The 21,944-nt window shown below is 37.0% G+C and carries 22 protein-coding genes; 14 read left to right on the top strand and 8 right to left on the bottom strand.

Annotated elements, in window-relative coordinates:
- Positions 1 to 67: 67 nt before the first annotated feature.
- Positions 68 to 1,015: a glycerophosphodiester phosphodiesterase family protein gene (locus NZD88_RS16795; RefSeq protein ID WP_259830657.1), complete on the top strand. Its 948-nt coding sequence runs from the start codon at positions 68 to 70 to the stop codon at positions 1,013 to 1,015.
- Positions 1,016 to 1,215: 200 nt separating this feature from the next.
- Here the strand turns inward: NZD88_RS16795 and NZD88_RS16800 are convergent, their stop codons facing one another.
- The 5 genes from NZD88_RS16800 to aroB form a co-directional block, all read right to left on the bottom strand.
- A complete protein-coding gene (locus tag NZD88_RS16800; RefSeq protein ID WP_259830659.1) occupies positions 1,216 to 1,923 on the bottom strand; it encodes a porin family protein in 708 nt (235 codons plus the stop codon).
- Positions 1,924 to 2,336: 413 nt separating this feature from the next.
- Complete coding sequence (locus NZD88_RS16805) at positions 2,337 to 3,023, bottom strand: porin family protein (protein WP_169233217.1); 687 nt, start codon at positions 3,021 to 3,023, stop codon at positions 2,337 to 2,339.
- Between the two features lie 184 nt (positions 3,024 to 3,207).
- A complete protein-coding gene (locus NZD88_RS16810; RefSeq protein ID WP_259830661.1) occupies positions 3,208 to 3,888 on the bottom strand; it encodes a porin family protein in 681 nt (226 codons plus the stop codon).
- 310 nt (positions 3,889 to 4,198) lie between these two features.
- Positions 4,199 to 4,834 (bottom strand): porin family protein, encoded by a 636-nt coding sequence (locus tag NZD88_RS16815; RefSeq protein ID WP_259830663.1) that lies wholly within the window; start codon positions 4,832 to 4,834, stop codon positions 4,199 to 4,201.
- A gap of 500 nt (positions 4,835 to 5,334) precedes the next feature.
- Positions 5,335 to 6,381 carry a 3-dehydroquinate synthase gene (gene aroB / locus NZD88_RS16820; RefSeq protein ID WP_259830664.1) on the bottom strand — a complete coding sequence of 349 codons (1,047 nt, stop codon included), beginning with the start codon at positions 6,379 to 6,381 and terminating at the stop codon, positions 5,335 to 5,337.
- Positions 6,382 to 6,482: 101 nt separating this feature from the next.
- Between aroB and NZD88_RS16825 the strand changes: the two genes are divergently transcribed.
- Positions 6,483 to 7,667, top strand: coding sequence for a pseudouridine synthase (locus NZD88_RS16825; protein WP_259830665.1), 1,185 nt, complete (start codon positions 6,483 to 6,485; stop codon positions 7,665 to 7,667).
- 179 nt (positions 7,668 to 7,846) lie between these two features.
- Here the strand turns inward: NZD88_RS16825 and pncA are convergent, their stop codons facing one another.
- The gene (gene pncA, locus NZD88_RS16830) at positions 7,847 to 8,452 is read right to left on the bottom strand and encodes a bifunctional nicotinamidase/pyrazinamidase (RefSeq protein ID WP_169233213.1); all 606 of its coding nucleotides are present in this window, start codon (positions 8,450 to 8,452) and stop codon (positions 7,847 to 7,849) included.
- 129 nt (positions 8,453 to 8,581) lie between these two features.
- Between pncA and NZD88_RS16835 the strand changes: the two genes are divergently transcribed.
- The 5 genes from NZD88_RS16835 to NZD88_RS16855 all read left to right on the top strand — a co-directional run bounded on the left by NZD88_RS16835 (position 8,582) and on the right by NZD88_RS16855 (position 11,906).
- Positions 8,582 to 9,724 (top strand): DEAD/DEAH box helicase, encoded by a 1,143-nt coding sequence (locus tag NZD88_RS16835; protein WP_259830666.1) that lies wholly within the window; start codon positions 8,582 to 8,584, stop codon positions 9,722 to 9,724.
- A 223-nt stretch (positions 9,725 to 9,947) separates the two neighbouring features.
- Positions 9,948 to 10,484: a YfiT family bacillithiol transferase gene (locus NZD88_RS16840; protein WP_169233211.1), complete on the top strand. Its 537-nt coding sequence runs from the start codon at positions 9,948 to 9,950 to the stop codon at positions 10,482 to 10,484.
- Positions 10,478 to 10,939 carry a DUF1569 domain-containing protein gene (locus tag NZD88_RS16845; protein WP_259830667.1) on the top strand — a complete coding sequence of 154 codons (462 nt, stop codon included), beginning with the start codon at positions 10,478 to 10,480 and terminating at the stop codon, positions 10,937 to 10,939. Before NZD88_RS16840 ends, NZD88_RS16845 begins: the two co-directional genes overlap by 7 nt.
- Positions 10,936 to 11,313: a bacillithiol system redox-active protein YtxJ gene (ytxJ, locus tag NZD88_RS16850; RefSeq protein ID WP_259830668.1), complete on the top strand. Its 378-nt coding sequence runs from the start codon at positions 10,936 to 10,938 to the stop codon at positions 11,311 to 11,313. Before NZD88_RS16845 ends, ytxJ begins: the two co-directional genes overlap by 4 nt.
- Positions 11,313 to 11,906, top strand: a complete 594-nt coding sequence (locus tag NZD88_RS16855; protein ID WP_034730236.1) for a Crp/Fnr family transcriptional regulator — start codon at positions 11,313 to 11,315, stop codon at positions 11,904 to 11,906. Before ytxJ ends, NZD88_RS16855 begins: the two co-directional genes overlap by 1 nt.
- Positions 11,907 to 11,908: 2 nt before the next feature.
- Here NZD88_RS16855 and NZD88_RS16860 read toward each other — a convergent pair whose 3' ends face one another.
- Entirely contained in the window at positions 11,909 to 13,321 is a 1,413-nt protein-coding gene (locus tag NZD88_RS16860) for an aminotransferase-like domain-containing protein (protein WP_259830670.1), read from the bottom strand.
- Positions 13,322 to 13,414: 93 nt separating this feature from the next.
- Here NZD88_RS16860 and NZD88_RS16865 point away from each other — a divergent pair, with 93 nt between their 5' ends.
- The 6 genes from NZD88_RS16865 (at position 13,415) to NZD88_RS16890 (ending at position 19,765) form a co-directional block, all read left to right on the top strand.
- Positions 13,415 to 14,299, top strand: a complete 885-nt coding sequence (locus tag NZD88_RS16865; protein ID WP_259830671.1) for a DMT family transporter — start codon at positions 13,415 to 13,417, stop codon at positions 14,297 to 14,299.
- A 575-nt stretch (positions 14,300 to 14,874) separates the two neighbouring features.
- Positions 14,875 to 15,489, top strand: coding sequence for a Crp/Fnr family transcriptional regulator (locus tag NZD88_RS16870; protein ID WP_259830672.1), 615 nt, complete (start codon positions 14,875 to 14,877; stop codon positions 15,487 to 15,489).
- Positions 15,490 to 15,897: 408 nt separating this feature from the next.
- Entirely contained in the window at positions 15,898 to 16,284 is a 387-nt protein-coding gene (locus NZD88_RS16875) for a hypothetical protein (RefSeq protein ID WP_259830673.1), read from the top strand.
- Positions 16,285 to 16,344: 60 nt separating this feature from the next.
- Positions 16,345 to 18,480, top strand: a complete 2,136-nt coding sequence (locus NZD88_RS16880) for a catalase (protein WP_259830674.1) — start codon at positions 16,345 to 16,347, stop codon at positions 18,478 to 18,480.
- Between the two features lie 43 nt (positions 18,481 to 18,523).
- The gene (locus NZD88_RS16885; RefSeq protein WP_169233204.1) at positions 18,524 to 19,024 is read left to right on the top strand and encodes a CinA family protein; all 501 of its coding nucleotides are present in this window, start codon (positions 18,524 to 18,526) and stop codon (positions 19,022 to 19,024) included.
- A gap of 84 nt (positions 19,025 to 19,108) precedes the next feature.
- A complete protein-coding gene (locus NZD88_RS16890) occupies positions 19,109 to 19,765 on the top strand; it encodes a DUF6766 family protein (protein WP_259830675.1) in 657 nt (218 codons plus the stop codon).
- Here NZD88_RS16890 and NZD88_RS16895 read toward each other — a convergent pair.
- Positions 19,762 to 20,568, bottom strand: coding sequence for an AraC family transcriptional regulator (locus tag NZD88_RS16895; protein WP_259830676.1), 807 nt, complete (start codon positions 20,566 to 20,568; stop codon positions 19,762 to 19,764). The two genes, NZD88_RS16890 and NZD88_RS16895, sit on opposite strands and share 4 nt — an antisense overlap.
- Before the next feature lie 68 nt (positions 20,569 to 20,636).
- Between NZD88_RS16895 and NZD88_RS16900 the strand changes: the two genes are divergently transcribed.
- Complete coding sequence (locus tag NZD88_RS16900; protein WP_259830677.1) at positions 20,637 to 21,782, top strand: Atu1372/SO_1960 family protein; 1,146 nt, start codon at positions 20,637 to 20,639, stop codon at positions 21,780 to 21,782.
- The last annotated feature ends 162 nt before the right edge of the window (positions 21,783 to 21,944 follow it).

Here is a 21,944-nt window from a genome sequence, read left to right on the forward strand (position 1 = left end):
GCTTAATATTCCTTTCTTATACAGTATAAATGCAAGTTCTAAATTTGTTCCTTTAAAATTTCACGATATGAAAAACGTATTTTTAACAGGTGCTTTTCTGATACTGGTCCAATGGTATTCCTCTCAGTCTTTCGATAATCAGGCGCATCGCGGAGGAAAGTCCCTATATCCCGAAAATACCATTCCGGCCATGAAGAATGCTCTTAAAATGAACGTAACGACGCTGGAGATGGACCTTGCTGTCACAAAAGACAAAAAAGTAATCCTTTCCCACGATGCTTTTCTGTCCCCTGAGTTAATAACGAAACCCGATGGAACTTACATTCCGAAAGACTCCGGGTTTTACTATAAAATTTATGATATGCCCTATGCAAAGATCCAGACATTTGATGTAGGCTTAAAGAAACTTGATCGCTATCCCGACCAAAAGAAGATGAAGGTTCAAAAACCGCTCTTCGCAGACGTAATAGCTGCATGTGAAGCTTACTCCCGTGAACTGAAAAGACCTTTGCCTTTTTATAATATAGAAACCAAAACACGTCCTTTTTCTGACCATATATTTCATCCGGAACCTAAGGAATTCGTAGATCTGATGATGAAAGTCATTATAGAAAAAGGTATTCAGGACCGGGTAATTATTCAATCGTTTGATCCCAGAACCCTGGAAATCATTCATAAAGAATATCCTAAGATCATGACTGCTCTTCTGGTAGAAAAAGTAGATGATAAAAAGATCGCACAGCAGCAGGCTCATTTCGAAAACATACCAGCCCTAAAATTCAGGCAGTATCCGAATCATTTGAATGGTGTAGCCGGAGATATGAAATTTCTAAGTTTTACCCCTACTATTTACAGCCCTGATCATACACTCGTTACTTCAACACTTGTACAGGAATGTCATGCATTAGGTATGAAAGTCATCCCATGGACAGTCAATACAAAAGAAAGATTAAAAGAATTAAAAGATATGGGAATAGATGGGGTAATCAGCGATGATCCGCGAATATTTGAATAACTCCTTATGTCTTTGTTGAATATAATTAGACATGAAATCTTTTATAGCAGTGTCAGCCAACATAAAGCTTTCTGACTCCCCAAATCCGTAAGTCTCGTGTCTGAAATCTGACGTCTAAAAATCTTTTTCAAAACGAAAGGCCGGACTTAAAATTTTTAAGTCCGGCCTTTACTATAGGTTAAATAATTGATTGTCTTCTATTAGAATTTGTAATTCAAGCCTAATTGAAACGCTCTGTGGTTCAATGGTTCAGTACCTTCAGGCTTTTGGTTTCTCATATCCGTAAGACTGTTGATATATCTTGCATTGATTCCTAAGTTTTGAGTAATATCGTACCCAAGACCTAAACCAAGACCCAAGTTGAACTTGTTAACATTGTCTTTATTGATATCCTCAGAGTTTGATACCGACTGAGTGGTTGTAATACCTCCTGTCGTTGTAGAAATTGTACTGTCTCCAGAGTTTTTACCGTTGATGAAGTAACTGAACTCAGGACCTGCTTCTACATAGAATCTTTCAGTAGGTCTCATTTGTACCATTAAAGGAACTGAAATATAGTTCATGGTAGTCTTGTATTCGCTTTTCGTTTTAACGTTGGTAGCACCCGTTGTTACATCTGTAGATGAGATCACGCTTCTTGCACCTAACTGGTTATATAAAACCTCCGGTTGTAAGCTGAATTTCTGAGAAAGTGGAATATTAACTAAAACCCCAGCATGGAATCCTACTTTTTGGTTGTCAAGGCTTAATTTCTGCTCACTGAAGTAAGACGAGTTTCCCCCTGCTTTAATACCAAATCTGATAGGTTGTTTTTCTTTTTTAATTGGATCCGTGTTTACTGTTTTTGTTTCTTGAGCAAATGTCATCATGCTAGCAGTAACTGCCAATCCTAGAAATAACTTCTTCATAATTTTATTTTTTTTTAATTTTACTATTGTACTTCTTATCCGATTTATCAATCAGACTTGAATTATTTTGCAAAATGCTTGCCAAACTCAAAAAAGTCTTATTTAAAGGGCTTTGGAGAAGGTTTTTGATGTTGTGTTTTTTATACTTTTAAAGTTTTTTTAAGAAAAATTATGTTATGAAAATTTGTTTTCTGAAGATGATTTTGAGTGAAATTGACTTTATGTTGATGATTTAACATAGTGTTAAAATTGAAGAAACAAAATAATAACTATTGAAATTGTAGAACCTTTTTAAACCTTCAACCATTTTCAGACGTACCAAAAAAGCAGTTCCGGGAACTTTATTTTGTTTTTAGCTAAAGAAAAATGCCGGATCCTAAAGAATCCGGCAATGATTTGAAAATAATATATCTCTATTTGAATTTATAGGCTAAACCTATTTGAAGTGCATTATTTCTAACGGCATCTCCGGTGTTGAGCTTGTAGACATCTGTAATTCCTGCTGTAAATCTTGCTGTTACGGCAAGATTTTGAGTAAAGTAATAACCAGCTCCCAGTCCTATCCCAAAATTGAATTTATTGAACATATACATGGCAATTTTACCGGAATAACTTTGCGTACTGCTGGTTCCATCCAGATTGCTGGTTTGGGTCAACTCATTTTTAGATCTTCCTCCCAACAGAAATCCAAATTCCGGGCCTGCCTCCACATATAGATCGGGTATTATATTATACTGAAACATCAATGGGATTGAAAGGTAGCTTAACGACAAGGTTTCCTTACCATTCATTCTGGCAGAAGGAATATCAAAGAATATAGTGCTCTCTATTTTTGATCCCAGCCCGTTATACATTATTTCCGGCTGAATACTGAACTTATCCGAAACCGGAATATTGGCAAAAACTCCTGCATTAAAACCAATTTTTGCCTTTCGCTCATAATTGAAATAGGCATCTTCATTTCCATCGGTAAGAGAAGAAATATTCATTCCTCCTTTTACTCCAAATGTAATGGGAGATGTAGATTTTTGTTCTGTTTTTTCCTGTGCATTAACCACAAAGCTTCCTGCGAATGCTATGCCTAAAATTAGTTTTTTCATGATTTTTAAAGTTTAATAGTATTTCCCACTGTGCAGCAAAACTACCACCAAAGGAAGGGAATTGATAAACGTGATTTCCTGTGAAAAGGTCAGATTTAAATAAATAAACCTGACCTTTTTTTTATTTCTATCAAAAAGCTGAATTCAATAAAATAATTCGGCTTTCTGTTGAATATAAAATTGATTATTTGAATTTGTAAGCTACACCTACCTGGAAAGCATTGTTTCTAATGGCATTTCCACTGTTCTCCTTATAAATATCGGTAATACCAGCTGTAAACCTTGCGGTTACTCCAAAATTCTGAGTAAAATAATATCCAGCTCCAATACCAATCCCGAAATTGAATCTATTGTGCAGATCTTTAACAATCTTGTCTGAGAAAGTTGTTGTTTCGGTTGTGGTAGTATTTCCAGAAGTTTTGATAGCGGTAAATTCTCCTTTGTCTTTCCCTCCTAAAAGAAAACCAAATTCCGGTCCTGCTTCTACATACAACTGAGGAAGGATATTATACTGTACCATTACCGGAACAGAAAGGTAATTTAGTGTTTTTTTGTAGTCGTACTCCATTCTGTAGCTGTTGCTGGAGCTGTTTCTTTCTTCAATTTTTGAACCTAATTGATTAAAAAGAAGTTCGGGTTGAACACTGAATTTTTCTGCTACCGGAATATTAACGAATACTCCTGCATTGAAACCTGCCTTCATTTTCTGATCGTTATCATACCCATCATATGTAGAAAGGGTAGAAGCGTTGAATCCTGCTTTAACTCCAAATGTAATAGGTGAAGTAGATTTTTGTTCTGTTTTTTCTTGTGCATTCACCAAAAGGCTTCCTGCAAATGCTAATCCTAAAATTAGTTTTTTCATGATTTTTAAGTTTAATAGTACTTCCCACCGTGCAGCAAAATTCCCGCCAAAGGGAGTAAACTGACAAAAGTCATATTTTAAGGCGAAAAGGTCAGGTTTAAACGAATAAACCTGACCTTTTCTATTGAAATCAATTTGTATATGAAGAAACTTGTAGCTAGCTAACATTGATAATAAAATCAAGTTTTCAGCTGATCTTATATACGCAAACTCCTTGCCAAAAATACTGAATTAACAAAAAAAACCGGATTAAATAAATAATCCGGTTTCCTATTGAATATAAAATTTGTTATCTGAATGTTGAAGCTTATTATTTGAATTTATAAGCTAATCCTACCTGGAATGTATTGTTTCTTGTTGCATCAGATCCGTTAGGTCTGTCTTTAGCGATGTCTGTTAAACCAGCAACATATCTAGCTGTAATTCCAAAGTTTTGAGTGAAGTAATATCCTGCACCTAGACCGATACCGAAGTTAAATGTACTTAGGTTATCTTTATAGTTGTCTGTTGTAGAAGATTGTCCAGTAGATTCGTTTTTGAATTTGTTTTTAGCACTTACTAAAAACCCGAATTCTGGTCCAGCTTCAACATAAAGGTTAGGAATCAAATTGTACTGGAACATTACCGGTACTGCGATATAATCTAGTTTAGTAGAAGCAGAATAGTTAGTGTTACCTAATTTATATTCTGACTTTTCACCATACTGAGAGTATAATACTTCCGGCTGAATGCTGAATGATTCTGCAATTGGAATGTTAGCAAATACACCTGCGTTGAAACCGATTTTAGATTTTTGATCATCTAAACCTTCATCTTTAGAAAGAGAAGATACGTTCATTCCACCTTTTACACCAAATGTTACCGGGTTAGAAGAAGACGTTGGAGTCTGTTGTGCGAATGCCAGTGAACTTGCAGTTACTGCTAATCCTAAAATTAACTTTTTCATAACTTTAATTTTTTAATATTTACTATTTCTAATTTTAAATTTTACTACCGTCAAACCTTACTACTGAGTTTGACGCAGAGTATCTTTCAAATTGCTTGCCAAAAATGAATAACATGATAAAAGTCAGTAGTGAAATTATTGAAAATAGAAGTGGTTTTTATCACAACTATTTGATTGTCAATGTTTTGTAAATTAAAATAAACGTTTGTTTAGAAATGATATAAATTAAACCCTTTCCAAAAGCAGCTTGAATTATATGAGAATGATGTGGAAATAACCTTAAATCATCATACTTTTCATTATAATATATTATAAATAAACCTAAAATAGATATAGTTTGGTTGTTGTGGAGGAGCCTGCCTATTTTCACAACAAAAACGATTAATACTTACAAAGGAAAAGAGCAGATAAGAATTGACTATAATAGATGTCCCGGAACAAATTGACCATATATCAACTTATTCCGGGACAAACTGTATTGTTACTATTTCTAATTTAAGTTATAAATCATTGAGTTTTCTGTAGAACTCCAAAGATTTCAGGATGTTTTCCTGACTGCACTGGTGATCATACGTACATGAACCTATCCCTGAAAGCAGAGAAAAATTGATTTTACTATCCGTATTCTTTTTATCATTAAGAAGAAGAGCTGTAATACTTTCGTCTGTAAAATCACTTATATCAAGGTAAGGATAGTATCTCCGAAGGTTTTCAATAATAGATGATGCATCCTGTTCACTGATAAGGTCTTCAAGATAAGCCAGATGAGCTTCGCAGATCATTCCCATGGCTACGGCTTCACCGTGGAGGATCGGGTTTCCCTGACTCAGACAAAGACTTTCTAGAGAATGCCCGATTGTATGCCCAAAGTTCAACGTTTTTCTGATATTTCTTTCATGAAAATCTTTCTCCACCACATCCTGCTTGATATCCATAGAAGTCTGGATATGGGGGACTATTGTTTCTACCTCCAGTTTATGAATCTGAATAAGGCTTTCCCAATGTGCCTTGTCAGCGATAAGGCCATGTTTCAGCATTTCTGCAAAACCGCTGCGCAATTCTTTAAACGGAAGTGTTTCTAAAAATTTAGGGTAAATAAAGATCTGTTCCGGGAAGGCAAAAGTTCCCACCATATTTTTATAGTTCATTAAATCGATTCCTGTTTTCCCTCCAATAGAGGCATCACACATCGATAAAAGGGTAGTGGGGATATTGATGAACGAAATTCCTCTCTTATAAGTAGATGAAATAAAACCACCCATATCTGTAATCACACCGCCTCCTAGATTGATGACAAGTGCCTTTCTGTCGGCCTGCATCTCTGTCAGGATCTCCCAAAGCTGGTTGGCCGTCTGGATATTTTTCATTTCTTCACCCGCTTCGATCTCTAAAATTTCAAAGCCTAAGTCTGTTTCCATGTTACCTAAAAGAACCGGAAGACAATATTCATGGGTATTTTCATCAACTAAAATAAAGATCTTACTGAAAGATTTTTCATGCAGGAAGGTGTTTAATTGAGAAAAATCATCGTTTAATATTGTTATCATTATCGGGGTTTCTTTAAAATTAAAATAAAACTATTCTGCAAAGTTATGATTCTTAATTTCTAACTCGTAACTAAATTACTATCTTTGCAAAAATTTTTAGAATGAGCAGAGATAATAATAATTCAGAAAGACCAAAAAGACCAAGAATTTCAACAAGAAAAAATTCTGATGATTCTCGCGCTTCTAGATCTGGAAATTCTTCAGGATCAAAACCTTTTAAGAAACCTTTTCCTAAAGCTGGCGAAAGAAATTTTGACCCAAAAGGAAACAATTCAAAGTTTGAACAGAAACCTTTCAAAAAAAGTGAAGAAAGTTCTAAGAGCAGAGATGAAGATCCAGGTTCGAAAACTGAGAGTAGAGCATACATCACCAATGCAAATGAAGGACGTGAGAGAAAGACTTTCGGTAAACCGGCTCCAAAAAGAGATGGGAAGAGTTTTGGTACCAGAGACAAGTATGAAAGAGGCAGTTTGAAATATGGAAGAAGACCATCAAGTGGAGATGACAAAAATGAAGATAAGGCAAGGTCTTTTGTACAGAAAAGAAGGTTAAACAAGATTGAAAAAGACGTTCATAAAGATACCATCCGTCTTAATAAGTATATCGCCAACTCAGGAATTTGCAGCAGAAGAGAAGCTGACGAACTGATCACGCAGGGGCTGGTAGAAGTAAATGGAGTGGTAGTGAATGAAATGGGATATCAGGTTCAGAAGACTGACAAAGTAGTTTTTGACGGACAGGGTATTACGCCTGAAAAACCGGTATACGTGCTTTTAAATAAACCGAAAGGGTATATTTCTACCACTAAAGATGACAAAGCGAGAAAAACCGTAATGGATCTGGTAGCCAATGCATCACCGTACCGTCTTTTCCCTGTCGGAAGACTGGACCGTTCTACAACTGGAGTTATTCTTTTAACGAATGACGGACACATGACTAAAAAACTGACGCATCCTTCTTTTGATGCTAAAAAAATCTATCATGTGACGCTGGATAAAAAACTGACCAATGAAGATATGAGACTTATCGTAGAAGGAATTCGTCTTGATGAAGGAATCGCGGTAGTAGATCAGATTTCATTCATTGAAGGAAAACCTAAAAATGAACTTGGAATTGAAATTCACAGTGGATGGAATCGTGTAATCAGAAGAATTTTCCAAAGACTTGGATATGAAGTGGAAACTTTAGACAGAGTGATGTTTGCCGGATTGACAAAGAAGAATATCAAACGTGGACACTGGAGAATCCTTACAGAACTAGAAGTTAATAATCTTAAAATGCTTTAATCATTTAAAGAGAATTATAAGTATTAAAAAAGCGCAGAAAATTTATTTCTGCGCTTTTTTATTGATATGCATGAAGCCTTTTCTAATAAGATAAGCTTATACCGACCCTGATTCCCCTTCCATGTAGTGTGGATTTTTGCAAAGCAAAAAAACGGGGTAGTTAAAAAGAGTGGTACGTTCTATCCCAGAACCGTAATCCCTTTTTGGATTAAATCATAAATAGCATCTCTGCCATTATCAGGTTTCACATTAACGGCTTTAGTTCCGTTGAAATGGAGGCACGTAATATAGCCGTTTGCAATAGCATCTGTACATGTGAATTTCACACAGTAATCCAGGGCAAGTCCTACGATTTCAAGCAACTGGATATCGTGGTATTTTAAGAAATCATCCAGCCCTGTTTTCATAAAATGATTATTGTCCTGAAAACCACTGTAACTATCGATTTCCGTATTTTTCCCCTTTTGAATAATATGGGTTACTTTATCTCTGTTCAGATCTTTATGGAATTCTGCTCCGAAAGTTCCCTGAACACAATGATCCGGCCACATAAACTGTGGAACACCGTTCAGGATAATACTTTCTCCTACTTTTCTGTTGTTATTGCTGGCAAAACTTTTGTGATCAGCAGGATGCCAGTCTTGAGTAAGGACGATCTGGTCGTATTCATTTTCTTCCATCAGAAGATTGATATAAGGAATCACTTCATTTGCTTCCGGAACTGCCAATGCGCCGCCTTCACAGAAATCATTCTGTACATCTACGATTATTAACGCTTTTTTCATATTAAGATTTCTCGAATTTTGGATAAAAATACTCAAAAAATTGTCCAAAATTGAATTATCGGACAAATCGGCAATATAAAATTTTAAACCAAATATCAATAGCTTATCTTTGCAGTAAATAAGTATTTTATGTCATTTGAGTCGTTAGGGTTATCACACAATATTATTCATTCTGTCAACAAATTAGGGTATTTAAAGCCATTCCCAATTCAAGAGCAGGCCATTCCTGTTATTTTGCAAGGGAAAGATTTGATGGGAATTGCCCAGACAGGTTCCGGAAAAACGGCTTGTTTTGTCATGCCTATTTTAGAGAAATTACAGAATGCAGAAGTTAAAAAAGATCGTAATGTTCAGGTTTTAATATTGGTTCCTACACGTGAGCTGGCCATTCAGATTGATGAAGTTTTCAGGGCTTTCACAGAAAATCTAAAGCGTGAGATTCGCACAATGGCTGTTTATGGAGGGGTTTCTATCAATCCGCAGATGAAAGGAATGTTTGGGGTAGAAGTTCTTATCGCAACACCGGGCCGTTTATTGGATTTAATTGATCATAATGCCTTGAGTATTTCAGGAATTCAGCATTTAGTAATTGATGAAGCGGATAAAATGTTTCAGTTAGGTTTTGGAGAAGAAATGAATAAGCTTTTCGCTCTGATGCCTGTCATCAAACAAACGACTCTGTTTTCGGCTACCTTAAATGATAAAGTTGCTGAAATGAAGGAGCGTTTATCAATTAATCCTACAATAATTGAAATAAAAAAGGATGAAGTTGAAATTGATCATATAGAACAGCTGGCTTATCACGTTTCACCGGAAAATAAAGGTCCTTTTTTACGGTATTTAATTAAAGAAAAGAAAGTTGAAAAAGCTTTAATCTTTGTTTCGTCTACAAGATCTGCCGATAATTTGGTAGAAAAGCTTAAAAAAAATAAAATTAAAGCAGTCGCTATTCACAGTCAGAAATCACAAGGCGCGCGTCGAAATAATTTAGAAGAATTTAAAGTAAATGGGGCTCAGATCTTAGTGGCTACAGACTTAATTGGGCGTGGAATTCACATCGAGTCTTTACCTTGCGTCATTAATTATGAATTGCCGCGTTCTCCTTTAGACTATATTCACCGTATTGGTAGAACGGGTCGTGCGAACGAAAAAGGAACGGCTATCAATATTCTAACGGATGATGAACTGCAGCATTTCAGAGTGATTCAAAAGAAAATGGGCAAGAAAGTGACTTTACAAAGAACAGAGGGTATTGATTTGCATGGATATTAATGCATGAATTTAAATAATAAGGGCTTCAATTTTAATAGAATTGAAGCTTTTTTTAGACCTCAATACTTCAGTCCATATTTTGTAAATTATAACCAATAAATTAACGTTTTCTTCATTTTAAATTCTTTGATTTTTGATAAATTTACATTCACGGCATTTAAAAAATTGTCCAAAAATTAATAACCGGATAAAACTGCGATATTAAAAAAATAAAACGAGTACAATGAGCAACTTAGAACAGAAGAGGTTTCCGATAGGTGAGTACCAACAGCCTGAGAATATCTGCGATATCAAACTTGATGAATATATTAAAGTCATCAAAAACTTTCCTGAAAAGCTTAAAAACTTAATAGAAGACCTCTCTGATGATCAGTTGGATACCCCTTACAGAGAAGGTGGATGGACGGTACGGCAGCTTGTGAATCACATTGCTGACAGCCATATCAACAGTTTTATCCGTCTTAAATTGGCATTAACGGAAGACAATCCTACCATCAGACCTTATGATGAAGCGAAATGGGCAGAACTGCAGGACAGCGTCAATATGCCGATAAAACCCGCCATGAGAATGATCAAGGGTACGCATCAAAGATGGGCAGCTTTGCTTAAAACTCTTACGAATAAACAATTCGAAAGAACCTTTCATCATCCTGAACAAAACCAGAATTACGATCTGAGAAACTATCTTGCCCTTTATGTTTGGCATTGTAATCATCATTTTGCTCACATTGAAAACCTGAAGAAAGAAAAAGGGTGGTAAAAAAGAGTCTGCACAACCCAATTTATTTTGAGGAGATTGTACAGAGAATTTCCCTGCTTGCTGAAAATGCTCCCCGGAAATGGGGACAAATGAACGTTTCTCAGATGTTAAAGCACTGTGAACTTGTTCTTAAGGTAGCTTTGGGGAAGATTGATCTTCCGGAGATCAATATCTTCTTTAAGATGGTAGGGGCAGCAACCAAAATAGAAATGCAGATTTTTAATAACGGAATTCCCCGAAACATGCCTACTTTTCGAAAACTAATCGTTAATTTTGAATGTGATTTTGATGGATCAAAAACCAATCTGCTGAATACACTGAAGGACTTCCGGACCGCATCTGAAAATAAAGAGCTTCCGGACCACCACAGATTATTTGGCACAATGACTGAAAAGGACTGGGGATTTTTAGAATACAAACATCTTGATCATCATTTAAAACAATTTAATGTATGAGTTTTTTTGATAAAATATTCGGAGGAAAAGAAGAAAACCCTGAACGTAAATCTTTCTGGAAAAAAATAGAATCTTCAGAAGATCTGTCCCAGGCTATAGAAGCTTCTTATCACCATAGAATTGCTATTTTCAAACATTCAACACGATGCTTCATCAGCACAACGGTTTTGAAAAACTTTGAAAAAGAAATAGATGGTTTAAATGATAAACCGGATTTGTATTATCTGGATCTGCTGGAGCACAGACTGATCTCAAATAAGATCGCTGACGATCTTGGCATCAGACATGAAAGCCCGCAGTTAATCATTATAGAAGATGGAAAAGTGGTCGACAGCTCTTCACATGAAGATATATCCGTTAGACAGATTGTATAATGAAGAATATCAACACGTATTTAGCTAAAGTACTCAATGTTCCTATAGAAAAGGTGAACATGTGCAGCTTACACTATGAAGTAAAGAAAATACCTAAAAATCAGTTTCTTTTACAATATGGTGAAATATGCAGGCATATATTCTTTGTGGAAAAAGGATTGCTGAAGATGTATTCCATTGACAAGAATGGGAAAGAACACATCATACAGTTCGCTCCCGAAAGCTGGCTGATTTCTGACCGAAGCAGTCTTTATTTTAACGAAAAATCCATTTACTATATAGAAGCAGTGGAAGATACCGAAGTGCTGTTTCTTCACCCTGATTTCTTTAACAAGCTGGTAGAACAGTTCCCCAACAGCATTGAAAGAAGTGATTTCTTGCTGCAAAAGCATATCCGAAGTCTTCAAAACAGGATCAACTCCCTGCTGGGCGAAACCGCAGAAGAGAGATACATGAAGTTTATCAAAATGTATCCGGACCTTCTCCTGAGAGTTCCGCAATGGATGATCGCTTCCTACCTTGGAATCACTCCTGAAAGTCTAAGCCGCGTAAGAAAGGAACTGGCAAGAAAAAACTTCGTTCCGGATAAATAATATCAGATTTTCTTCGCAAGATTTCCGACCTGCTGCAGGCATAATTGGGTTTCTTCCGTCCAGGGAAGACCAATGCAAAGACGCATGCAGTTTTCAAACTGATCCTGTAGGGTAAACATTCTGCCAGGAGCAATACTGATGTTCTGTTTAATCGCCAGATCATACAGTTTAGTGGTGCGGATCTTTTTGTCAAATTCTACCCATAGTGAAAGTCCTCCCTGTGGGCGGCTTGTTTTGGTGCCTTCAGGAAAATAGTCTGCGATCGTCTGTACATAATTCTGATAATTATTCTGAAGAGCCCTTCTCATTTGCTGGAGGTGCTTTTCATATCTGCCGGATTTCAGAAAGTTAGCCACAGCCTCGTTCACAATGGAAATAGATGAAGTTGAATGGAGCAGTTTCAGCTTCATAATCTTGTTCTTGTATTTTCCGGGGGCAATCCATCCTACGCGATATCCCGGAGCCAGCGTCTTTGAAATAGAGCTGCAGTACAATACATTTCCGTCTTTATCAAAGGATTTACAACATTTCGGACGGCTGGAACCAAAATAGAGATCACCATACACATCATCTTCTATTAAAGGAATGTTATGTTCAGAGAGAAGCCTTACGATCTCCTTTTTATTTTCGTCCGGCATACAGCTTCCCAAAGGAGAATTGAAATTTGGAATCAATAAACACAGATTGATCTGTGGAATCACTTTTCGCAACGCTTCAATTTCAATACCTGTCGTAGGGTGAGTGGGAAGCTCCAGGACATTTAAACCAAGCCCGTTGGCCAGTTGAAGGATTCCAGGATAGCAAGGGCTTTCAATGGCTATCGTATCACCCGGTTTTCCTAAAGCCATAAGACAAAATGACAGGGCATTCATCCCGCCATTGGTAGTGACCAGATCATTTTCGTTAAGATTTCCACCCCACTGAAGAGAGCGTACCGCAATCATTCTCCGAAGCTTTAAATTTCCCTGAAGCTCCTCATATTCTGTTCCGCCATCTTTCAATTCACGGGTGGCATTGATGATTTCTTTCTTTAACTTAGCTTGTGGGAGAAGGTCTCCTGAGGGAATTCCTATAGAGAAAAAAGTGATTCCTTTTTTACCCATATTCTCATAAACGCGGCTTATCAGTTCATCCGGTTCATCATTATTGGCGATCAAAGACGGACGGCTCACTTCGGGAAGCGGAAGCTTTACAGACATCAGCCTGCTGACAAAATAACCTGACTGCGGCTTGGATTCTATTAATGACTGTGATTCCAGTTCCAGAAATACACGCTTGGCTGTATTCATGCTCACATGGTGCTCCTGACACATCATTCTTACGGAAGGCAGCCTGTCTCCAGCCTTCAAAACTCCGTTTCTGATCTGTGAAGCGATTCCGTCTGCAATTTCTGTATAAATAAATTCTTTGCTCATTGTTTCTAACTGTGCTCATGCAAATATACAAAACTGGGACTGTGTTTATTCGTTTTGGCTTTCTAATTTTGACTCATTAAAAAAAATATAAAAATGATGATTGATAAAATATCAAAAGACGAAAGTGTAAGCGGATGGATCAACGGCTTTATAGGCGTATTGTTGTTTAGTGGATCAATGCCGGCCACCAAATTAGCAGTGATGGAAATGAGCCCTATTTTTGTAACCATTGCCCGTGCCGGTATTGCAGGAATCCTGGCACTTTCTGTTTTACTGATCTATAAAGAAAAACGTCCTGAAAAAAAGCAAATATTCCCATTATTGCTGGTTTCAATTGGTTGTGTCGTTGGTTTTCCGCTTCTTTCTGCATTGGCGCTTCAATATCTGACTTCGGCCCATTCTATTGTGTTTTTGGGAATGCTTCCTTTAGCAACAGCGGTCTTTGGAGTTCTCCGTGGAGGGGAAAGACCCCATCCTATATTTTGGTTTTTTTCTATTATAGGAAGTCTTTTAGTCATTGGATATGCAGTTTCTCAGGGGATTTCTGCTTCACCTGTCGGCGACATCCTGATGTTGCTTGCCGTGATCTTATGTGGAATGGGGTATGCTGAAGGGGCGAAACTGTCAAAAACATTAGGCGGCTGGCAGGTTATTTCCTGGGCTCTGGTATTGGCATTACCGGTTATGATTCCTTTGTTTTTTATGTACTTCCCGGACCATATTGAGACCGTTAGTTTTCAGGGTTGGTTTGGAATGGCTTATATTTCTCTTTTCAGTATGTTCATTGGATTTATATTTTGGTACAAAGGTTTGGCTCAGGGGGGCATTGCAACTGTCGGGCAACTACAGCTTTTGCAACCTTTCTTCGGACTGGGGCTTGCTGCCTACTTCCTTCATGAACAGGTAAGTATGGGAATGTTGGGAGTTACTATAGGCGTCATCTTATGCGTTGCCGGAACAAAAAAGTTTGCAAAATAATCAAAAATAATGCATTATGATTCTAATCATAAAATAACGTTTAGTCATTATACTATCTTTGGAATGAAGATCAAAGTACAATGATGAAGGTTATCATTTAGCTTATGAAAATCAAAAAATAATTTTACAGCTATATACTTTAAAAACCCGTTTTTTCATTAAAGCGGGTTTTAATATCCCTAAGCTACCCATGATAACTGAATCGTCGTGCGGTAGGTTTAAATTTGCGAATACGTTAAATTATAGGTCGTTTTTGTGTTTAATATTTATTTGATATTTTAATTATATTGTATTATGGTAATTGTTTTAACTTTATTTAACAGTTTTTATAATCAATAAGGTTCGGTATTTGCATATGCTAAGACAGAATTAGGTTCCCAATGAAAATTGTCCGGAGAAAGCTGTTAGAAAACGAAAAACAATTATAGTGATCAACGGAAATACCTTGCATTGAATGAACCATGAAACAGAAAGATAAAATGATTCAGATTAAAGATTGAAAAATTTTATATTAAAAGCGGTTTCAGTAATAAATTTCACTATTTTTTATTGAACATATTTTTAAAGAGATACTTATGAAAACAATAAGCTGCATGAATATTGACGATGAGCTGTTATATTCATCCGGAGGAGACATCAGACAATATAAAAAAGGTGAACTCGTATACAGGGAAGGGGACCATACACTCTATTATTTCCAGATCAGAGAAGGGAAAGTGAAACTCAATAATTATGATGATGAAGGAAAAGAATTTATACATAATATTTTTGGTGGAAAACAAAGCTTTGGGGATTCAATGCTTTTTTTAGATAAATTTTATCCAACCAATGCAGTTTGTATAGAAGCATCAGAAATTATCAGAGTGCCAAGGGACCGGTTTCTGGAATTAATAAAAAAACATCCTCATCTGTCTTTGGAAATGAATGCCTGTCTGTCTCAAAGGCTTTATTTTAAAGCTGTTATGCTTCATAGTATGGCGTCCCTGAATCCCGTTTCAAGGCTCAAAGGACTTTTGGACTACCTTAAAAGCTATCACGACGACAGCTGTGGAAGTTGCTTTCAAATAGAGCTCACAAGGCAGCAGATTGCCAATCTGGTGGGGCTTCGTGTAGAAACTGTTATCAGAACATTGAAAAAAATGGAAAAGGAAGGAAATATCACAATAGAAAACAGGAAAATTGTCTATTGATATCATCTTCAATATGATTCAGGTCATAAAAAGGTGAATTATTCTACCGTATATTTGAAAAATCAAGTTTGAATACATTTCTTAAGACCTTAGTAAAAGGCAACATGGGAGCTTTCAGCTTTCAGAATTAGATGATCAGGTTTTAACCATTGCATGTTGCAATACATTACTCCATATTCCTACATGAAAAATGATGTTGAGAATACTGGAGGTTTCGGTAACCGCAATTTTGAGATATTGAAATGAAAAAATCATTTCCTGCCCAATCAGACATTTTGAAAGCTTCCGCAGCATTCGACTGAACGAGCCGGAACAAATTATGTTTTATCTCTCAATCAAAGACAAGGACGATCTGCATTATTTTGAGAAATATTTAAAAATTTCTGATAACTAATAACCATTGTGAATATGATATTTGAAAATGACACTTTAAAATATTCCGGGCTGAATGATAAAAACAATGTAATAGAGAACGAGTCTTTATTTCCAAGCGTTATCAATTCATATGGAGTTACTGCTTTTCTGATCAAATCATTGGAAAAGATAAAAAACAATGCCCAATGTGATATTCTTAAAAATGTGATTGATACCTCTATCAAAGAATATATTTTGAATATTCGTGAATATCATGGCGAAAAAACACGGTCTCCATCCCATATAGATGCAGAAATAAAAATAGAAAATTCTTCTTTCACTTTATATGCCAAAACTGCTTATTATAAAGTATTAAAAGAAGAAGAATACCTCAATAAACTCTTACATACACTGGGAAAAGATAGGACTGGCACGGAATAATTCGTGAACGATATTGTTTGACTTTTTACCCTTCACACCACACCAAAAAAAAAATTTGATATGAAAAATGACTCTCAAAAAAATAAAAAGTTAGACCAACTGGATGAACACAGTACTTCCAATGAAAATGAAAAACTGACGACTAACCAGGGGATAAAAATTAATAATAACCAGGATTCATTAAAGGCCGGAGACAGAGGCCCAACACTACTGGAAGACTTCATTTTAAGGGAAAAAATTACCCATTTTGATCATGAAAGAATTCCTGAAAGAGTAGTTCATGCCCGCGGCTCAGGAGCGCATGGCGTTTTTAAGCTGAACAAAAGCCTTAAAGCGTATACCAAAGCAAAATTTCTGAATAAAATAGGTGAAGAAACACCTGTTTTTGTAAGGTTTTCAACAGTTGCCGGAAGTAAAGGAAGTACTGACCTGGCCAGAGACGTAAGAGGTTTTGCCATAAAGTTTTACACCGAAGAAGGGAATTATGATCTTGTAGCCAATAATATACCTGTCTTTTTTATTCAGGATGCTATAAAATTTCCGGATCTGGTCCACGCTGTGAAACCGGAACCCGATAATGAAATTCCACAGGCCGCTTCTGCACACGATACGTTCTGGGATTTTATTTCGCTGATGCCGGAAAGTATGCATATGATCATGTGGGTCATGAGTGATAGAGCGATTCCGAGAAGTTTGAGAATGATGGAAGGTTTTGGAGTCCATTCCTTTAAATTCATCAATGAAGAAGGTAAAGTTCATTTCGTTAAATTTCACTTTAAACCCAAATTAGGCGTCCATTCCGTGGCATGGGACGAAGCGCAGAGAATCTCGGGTGTAGATCCTGATTTTCATAAAAGAGATTTATGGGAAGCTATTGAAAACGGAGCTTTCCCTGAATGGGATTTTGGTGTACAGCTGATTCCAGAGGAAGACGAGCATAAATTCGATTTCGATCTTCTTGATCCTACAAAACTGATTCCCGAAGAAGAAGTTCCTGTAGAGCTCTTTGGAACTTTGACGTTGAACAGAAATCCGGATAACTTCTTTGCCGAAACGGAGCAGGTAGCATTTCATCCAGGACATCTTGTTCCCGGAATTGATTTTACCAATGATCCGCTGCTTCAGGGAAGATTGTTCTCCTATACAGATACCCAATTATCAAGGCTGGGATCACCGAATTTCCATGAAATACCGATCAACAGATCAATTAATACCGTCCACAACAATCAGCGTGACGGACATATGAGACAGCAGATCGTAAAAGGAAAAGTAAGCTATGAGCCCAATTCTATCGGGGGAGGATGTCCTTTTCAGGCTATGATGTCAGAAGGAGGTTTTGTTTCTCAGGAAGAAAGGGTTTCCGGCGAAAAGGTGCGAAAAAGAAGTCAGAGCTTTGTAGATCATTATTCTCAGGCAAAATTATTCTACAACAGCCAGTCGGCTCCTGAACAGACTCACCTTCAGAATGCTCTTATTTTTGAATTGTCAAAAGTGACGATACTGGAAATCAGAGAAAGAATGGTAGGTCAGCTTGCTTTTATCGATAAAACGCTTGCACAAAAAGTTGCCGATAAGGTAGGAGTTAAGGTTAAAAAATTAAACGAGCCTAACCAAAGCATCCCTGCAGATGCGAACGTAGCTGAACTTCAGAGCGAAGAAAAAGAACCTAAAACGAAGATTTCGGATGCGCTGAGTATGAAAGATACGGTAAAAGATACCATTAGAAGTAGAAAAATAGGCTTTATCATAGCTAACGGTACGGATGGAAGCACTCTTAATGATTTAAAATCAAAACTGGAATCAGAAGGAGCAAAAGTGGAGCTCATCGCACCAAGTGTAGCACCGGTTAAAACCAACGATGGTTCAACCCTTACTCCCAAACATTCTCTTACAAGTATTGCCAGCGTTTGCTTTGATGCCCTATACATCAGTGGCGGAGAAAAATCAACAAAAGAACTTATGGCTCCTGAGAATAAACATCATGTGCTGCAGTTCATCAATGAAGCTTATAAACACTGTAAGGCAGTCTATTTTGGAGAAAACACGGACGAACTTTATAACAACAGCAATATAGCTGCGAAAAAACATGAAGACCCGGCAGTAGTTACCTGGAAAGACAGCAGTTCTGATCAGCAATTTATCAAAGCTGTTTCCGGACACAGAGTCTGGGATCTGGAGCAGGAAAGAAACGCATAGACCTTAAGAATACATCCTTCACACTCACAAAATATTTATAATTATGGAATTTCAGAAAAATCTTTTAGAATATATAAGCCAGTCTATTATGATGGCTGGTGAAACCATTTCAGTAGCAGAAGGCGTTACCTCGGGATGCCTTCAGCTTGCTTTTTCGCAGATGCCCAATGCTTCCTTATTTTTCAAAGGAGGTATGACCACTTATACACTCCCACAGAAAGTAAAACTGCTGAATGTAGACAAAACAGAGGCTGAAGAATGTGACTGTGTTTCAGAAAACATTGCTCGAACCATGGCTCTGAACGTTGCAAAACTCTTTGAAACGGACTGGTCTATTGCCACTACAGGCTATTTTACTCCGATAAGAAAATCAATGTATAAGATCTTTGCCTATTTTTCCTTTTCGTATAAAGGTGAAATCATTTTAACGAAAAAACTGGAGCTGCATCCCAAAACGCAGGCTCTGAATGCGCAGATGTATTATACAGAATTCATTCTCGGATGTTTTAAAAGTGAAATCAATCAGCTGTTGATCCTGAAATAGATCATGAAAAAATTATAGAACAGAAGTTTAAAAGTTCAGGAATCCCATTCCTGAACTTTAACAGTAAATTTTAAGCTCGTTACCATGTCAAAAAAAAGTTTCTTTTACCGTAACAGTTTAAGTATTGTTGTGCTCGTACTGATGCTTGTTTGCCTTTTCGGTCAGTTTTTAACGGGCTGGAAAACACTGAATAAAGAACTGGCAGAGCAGGGAAGTGCCATGCTCAGTTTAGGCAGCTATATCCACAGTGGACATTTTATACAGGCAACTTTTGAAAACTGGGAAAGCGAATTTCTCCAAATGATGCTGTATATTGTCCTGACCGTTTCTTTAAGACAGAAAGGCTCCAGTGAATCAAAATCTTTGGAAGGGAAAGAGGAGGTAGATAAAGAGCCACAACCCCATGCAAAAGCCCCATGGCCGGTTAAAAAGGGCGGAATATGGCTTGCTGTATACAAACACTCTTTATCTTTAGCGTTTGCTACTTTATTTATGATAAGCTTTGGAATGCATTTCTATGGCAGCCTGAAAGACTATAATGAAGAGCAGATTGTAAAAAATGAGCCTACCACCACAGCTATACAGTATATATCAGAATCCAGGTTCTGGTTTGAATCTTTACAGAACTGGCAAAGTGAATTTTTAGCGGTTTTCTCTATCGTCGTGTTATCGATCTGGCTCCGTGAAAAAGGTTCTCCGGAATCTAAACCAGTAGATATGGCCCATGATGAAACCCCTTAATTGACTTTCTTTACTTTGGGCTTAGATTTCATGATGGTCTGATAGGAAGACGTAAAAGCTGACAAACTCTGATAACCCACTTTGTAAGCGATCTGGCTTAGGGTAAACTGTCCTGCATCGATGAGTTCTATGCTTTTCAAGATCCTTACGAGCTGATGGTACTTCTGAAGCGTAATTCCGGTTTCGTTCTTAAATATTCTCTGCAGGCTTCGGACAGACATTTGTGCTTTTTCTGCCAGTTCATCGGCGTTCAAACTATATTTAAAATTGGAATTAATATACGTGCAGACGGGGATTAGTCTAACATCCGAGGGAACGGGGATTTCAAGATAACTGCTTTCTTTGCAGAAATTGGGAAGGCTTTTTAAGATCGCTTTAAAAAACAGATCCTGTTCTTCATCCTCTTCGATCAACTGATTCCATTTGGAGGCATATAAAAGCATTTCTTTTAAAACAGGAGGAACGGCAAAAACGTGAACATTTTGGTAAAAATCATCCTCAAAAACGGTTTTAAATAAAAACACCATTAAATTAACGGTCTTTGCTTCGGAGGTAATTCTGTGCGCTTTTCCCGAAGGAATCCAAATGACGTGATATTGCGGCACCAGATAAATCTTCTGATCGATATGGAAATACTGGTATCCCTCTTCCACAAAAGTGAGCTGGGCACGATGATGGGCATGCTCATGATCATCATGTTTCCAGTCTTTCTCACACCAGACATACGCTTCTTTTCCAATGGTATCTACAAATCGGCTATCTGTTTTTTCCGTTAACCCACATTTTACGATGTCGTTCTGCATAGAATTTTTGGCAAATTTAATAAAAACGACAATACTAATTTTGTATAGTAATTATTTATCTATTAAAAATGAAAAAACTAAGTAGGGTTTTTGTATTAATTTTATTATTAAAAATCACCACGATCATGGCACAAAACCATAAAGCTAAAATACTGGTCCTCATTCATTCTGATAATGGTGGAACTTATGAACTGGCTAAAGAAATAGCATCTGGCATCGAAAACAGTAAAAGTGCTACAGTCGTGATTAAGCAAGTCAAAGATTCTCAAAATCCAAAATTGAAAAATGTTCCTGTAGCCTCCGTGGACGAATTGCCGTCTTATGACGGAATTGCTTTCGGATCACCGGTGTATTTCGGAAATATCAGTACCGGAATGAGCGAGTTTTTATCTAAAACCGTTAATTTATGGACGAACCATGCACTGGAAGGAATGCCTGCAACTGTTTTTATGTCTGCGGGAAGTGGTGCCGGAAAAGAATTGGCTCTTAATGCTTTCTGGAATACATTAGCAGTTCATGGAATGGTATTGGTTTCCAATGGAATCAGAGGAACCGAAAGCATCAATAAAGAAATTCCTCAGGGAAATACGGTTTTGGGTGTAATGAGTATGGCGTCACTGAAAGATGTGGAAAGACCAACAAAAGACGAACGTGCACTGGCAGAACTTCAGGGAAGTAATTTTGCTAAAACGGCTTTGGCTTTGAAAGGAACCTTCAGCAAAAAACAGATGACTGCAATTGTTTCGGAAAAGTCTGATGATATCAATGCTCTTTTGAAACAGAAAAATATTATCCTGCCAAAGGTTCCTCAACCAGCTGGAAATTATAAGCCTTATGTACGTTCCGGAAACCTGGTATTTATCAATCAGGTGGCTTTAAAAGACGGTAAAATTTTAAATCCCGGGAAATTAGGCGTTGATGTCAATGAAGCGCAAGTGAAAGAAGCTACAAAAGCCACGATGCTTAATGTGATAGCCGTTTTAAAGGAAGCCGTAGGTGGTGACCTTAATAAAGTAAGACAATGTGTACAGCTGACAGGAATCTTCAATACGAAAGATAACTATACAAAACATGCGGACTTAATGAATACTGCATCAGACCTGACTGTTGAAATCCTTGGAGAAAAAGGAAAACATGCCAGAGCGACTTTGGGAGCTTCATCTATTCCTGTAAATTCTTCTGTGGAAATACAGGCTATTTTTGAAGTGGAGTAGATCACTCTATAAAATTACCTATGTCTGCTTTACCTGTTAAAGATTGGAATATTTTGCCTTTTTCTTACAGATAGAGCAGATTTTTTAATTTCTAAGTATTCAGTAGAGATGGATTTTAGCCCATCTTAAGAAGAAATTCTATTCCAACGGCTTCAGCCAAAG

The organism is Chryseobacterium pyrolae, assembly GCF_025153485.1.
GTDB lineage: Bacteria > Bacteroidota > Bacteroidia > Flavobacteriales > Weeksellaceae > Chryseobacterium > Chryseobacterium antibioticum.